We start from the raw sequence: 2,404 nt of genomic DNA, 5'->3' as shown, positions 1-2,404 counted from the left end.
GCCCGACAGTGGCCAGCCTCACCCCTCAACGACCCCGCGTACGCCGCAACCACACCCCCAACGCGCCAACCGCCACGAACACCAGCACGGAACACATCAGCACCTTGACCACCCGGCAAACCTGCCACGGGGACGTAGGGTGCAGGAGTGCGCCTGGCCACCTTCAACCTGCTGCACGGACGATCCCTCACCGACGGGCTCGTCAACTCCGACCGCCTCGCCGCCGCCATCGGCGCCCTCGACGCCGACGTGCTCGCCCTGCAGGAGGTCGACCGTGACCAGCACCGCAGCGGCAAACTCGACATCACCGCCATCGCCGCTGACGCCCTCGACGCACCCCACCACCGCTTCGCCGCCGCCGTCGTCGGCACCCCCGGCGAACAGTTCCGCCCCCTACGCCACGACGACGACGGCCACGGCGACCCCTGCTACGGCATCGGCCTGATCAGCCGCTACCCGGTCCGCAGCTGGCAGGTCACCCGACTCAAACCGGCGCCCGTACGCTCCCCGGTCTACGTCCCCGGCCCCCGCGGCGGCCTCATCCTCCTGCACGACGAACCCCGCGTCGTCCTCGCCGCCGTCCTGGACACCCCCCACGGCCCGCTGACCGTCGCCGCGACCCACCTGTCGTTCGTCCCCGGCTGGAACGCCCGCCAACTCCGCCAGACCATCCGCGCCCTGCGCGTGCTACCCGCACCCCGCGTCCTGCTCGGCGACCTCAACCTGCCCGCCGGCCCGGCCCGACTCATCTCCGGCTGGCACCCGCTGGGCCGCCGCCCCACCTACCCCGCCGGGCAACCCCGCGTCCAACTCGACCACATCCTGGCCGACCGGCACGCCCTGGCCGACCTCCCACCCGTACGGGCCGTCACCGCACCGCTGTCGACCATCTCCGACCACCGCCCCCTGCTGGTCGACCTCGGCTGACCCGCCGCCCCCCGGCGTCAAGCCGCAAGATTCCCTCAAGATCATTGCATCGACGAACTCCGACGATCATGCTGGTCGACACGCGCCACGATCGACCCCGTCGGAGGCCACATGAGACGCCAGCGAACCACCCTGCTCGCCGTGTCCACACTCCTCACCGTCACCCTCACCGCCGCGCCAAGCCCCGCCAGCGCCGAGAGCGCCGCGCAACCGAACCAGGTCACCACCCTCACCGTCCGCCAGGCCGACGGCTACGCCACCCTCGCCTGGCAACCCGTACCCGACGCCACCGACTACCAGATCGAACGCACCCCCGTCGACGCCACCAACACCCCCACCGGCGCACCGACCATCGTCGGCATCTGGCGACCCAACCGCCAGATCAACCAGGACGCACCCACCTTCGCCGACGCCGGCTTCAACCCCGGCGACAGCTTCCAGTGGCGCGTGCGCGCCCGCACCGGCACCTCCGAACAGCCCTACTCCGACCCCGTCACCGCCACCACCACCGCACCGTGGGGCAACCCCGACACCCCCGGCCAGCAGCTGCGCACCCAGTGGGAGACCACCCACGCCGCGCAATACACAAGCGACACCGACGAGTACGCCTACACCGCCGCCATCGACGCCCTCAGCGACCGCGTACGCGTCGTCGAACTCGGCCGCACCCTCCAGAACCGACCCATCAACATGCTGGTCATCGGACACCCCACCCCGGCCACCACCCCCGCGGCAGTCGCCGCCACCGCACCCGTGGCCATCAACTGCAACGTGCACGGCAACGAACCCGGCGACCGCGAAGCCTGCCTCATCATGGCCCGCCAACTCGCCTTCAGCACCGACCCTCGCATCACCGACCTGCTCAGCCACACCACCGTCCTGATCGTCCCCACCATCAACGGAGACGGCCGCGCCGCCAACACCCGCGGCAACTCCACAGGCCAGGACCTCAACCGCGACTACTCCCTGATCCGCCAACCCGAGACCGCCGCGTACATCAAAATGGTCCGCGACTACCGACCCGTCGCCGGCTACGACGGCCACGAGTTCGGCAACTCCCGTGCCGGCGACCTGCCCATGCTGCCGCCCCGGCACCAGAACGTCGCCCAACCCATCTTCGACCAGTCCCAGGACATGATCGAAGGCCACATGTACGCCAAGGGCGCCGAAGCCGGCTGGTGGCCGTGCCCCTACGGCTGCGAAGGCGGCGGCAGCGTCGGCCTCAGCGAGGAAACCATCCTGCGCAACACCCTCGGCCTCAAGAACGTCACCAACTCCCTGCTGGAACTGCGCAGCTCCGGCGGCCAGACCCGACCCGACGAGGGCAACACCGCCAACAACCGGCGCCGCAAGACCTACTCCGCCCTCTGGACGTTCCACCAGTTCCTCGACTACCACCGCGCCGACCGCGCCGACATCCTCACCTCCCGCGCCGAAGCCATCGAGATCCAGGCCGCCAACACCGGCCGTCTCGTCT

General features: G+C 70.6%; 2 protein-coding genes. Both read left to right on the top strand.

The window, feature by feature from the left end; translation table 11 throughout:
- Window positions 1-147: 147 nt before the first annotated feature.
- A complete protein-coding gene (locus FHG89_RS00220; RefSeq protein ID WP_139581835.1) occupies window positions 148-927 on the top strand; it encodes an endonuclease/exonuclease/phosphatase family protein in 780 nt (259 codons plus the stop codon).
- Window positions 928-1,038: 111 nt separating this feature from the next.
- The coding region (locus FHG89_RS00215; protein ID WP_280116042.1) for a M14 family zinc carboxypeptidase at window positions 1,039-2,404 on the top strand (1,366 nt) is incomplete at its 3' end.

The organism is Micromonospora orduensis (assembly GCF_006228125.1).
GTDB classification, from domain to species: domain Bacteria; phylum Actinomycetota; class Actinomycetes; order Mycobacteriales; family Micromonosporaceae; genus Micromonospora; species Micromonospora orduensis.
Note: the sequence above shows the minus strand (reverse complement) of the source record. Positions and strands in the feature narration are given on the sequence as shown.